Below are 1115 nucleotides of genomic sequence, written 5' to 3'. Positions count from 1 at the left end.
GAAGCGCGCAACTTAACTGCTGACTGTTTCTCTGACTTGTGATAGGGGGTGTCAAGGCGATCGCCTACCGCTTGACTAATTGCCTCCTAAACAGTGGTTAACTGTATATCATACAAAAACATAACATAATTCTAGCCGTTCTATGACATGAGTTAGTCAATGAACCGACTTTGTTCCATAAACTGATTGCAAAGCTCTAACAAACTCATCTGCATCTGGACTGCTGCCATCAGATTCAGACAAATATCTGTTTGCTAATCTCGGAATCCGAGGAATTGTGTACGAGCCTCATAGCATGAACCTGAATTAGCTAAGGTTGTTTGGGAAAATACAATGTCTGCGAGGAATATGCTGTAGCTGCTGACTGTTCCTCTGACCTCCGGTACAGGGCATCAAGGGGTTCGGGTACTACTTGGCTGCTCTAAAACCGCACTGAACTTTACTGTTAGACATAATTAAGCATAACATAATCCTAAAAAATAATACAGCATAAGTCAGTCAACTAAAAAGCTTTGTTAACTTAGGGTTATGGTGAAGTCAGTCAGGACACTGCATCGCAACCTCTAGCAAAGCAATGGAATTTGAAGAAACCCTCAAACTTATAGATACAGCGGTTTTTGCCGAAACGGAAAGACACCTCAGCGACCCGGAAGTAACGATTTTGCGTGGGGCGTGTCTGGGGATGACCTACGAGCAAATAGCCGAGATTTCTCAATATAAAGTCAATTACCTGATGCGAGATGTCGGCCCCAAGTTCTGGAAGTTGCTCTCCGAAGCTTTTGGAGAAGAAGTCAGCAAAGCTAATTTCCGCGCCGCATTGTGGCGACATTTACGATCGCCCTCCAGACAAATGTCGCCCCAGACGATATCGCCTCAAACACCGCTGCTGTCTGACTCTGCGTTGATTTATGGCGAAAGTCCTCAGAGCCCGCTAGTGGATTGGGGTGAAGCCCCAGATATTTCCAAATTTTGTGGCCGCACTCAAGAAATTAGTGCGATCGCCCAGTGGATTCTCACAGAACAATGCCGCTTGGTAGTGTTGAGCGGAGTAGGCGGAATTGGGAAGACAACTCTGTCGGTAAAGCTAGCTCAACAACTTCAGGATAAATTTGATT

Annotated in this window: 1 pseudogene; it reads left to right on the top strand. The window is 45.4% G+C overall.

Going from position 1 to position 1115, the window contains the following annotated elements:
- Window positions 1-574 precede the first annotated feature (574 nt).
- Window positions 575-1115 (top strand): annotated as a pseudogene (locus tag IQ270_RS30470) (ATP-binding protein); the annotation flags it as partial.

Source organism: Microcoleus sp. LEGE 07076 (assembly GCF_015207455.1).
Taxonomy (GTDB): domain Bacteria; phylum Cyanobacteriota; class Cyanobacteriia; order Cyanobacteriales; family Microcoleaceae; genus Microcoleus.
The sequence above is the reverse complement of the archived record's forward strand: the minus strand, read 5'-3'. Positions and strand labels throughout refer to the sequence as shown.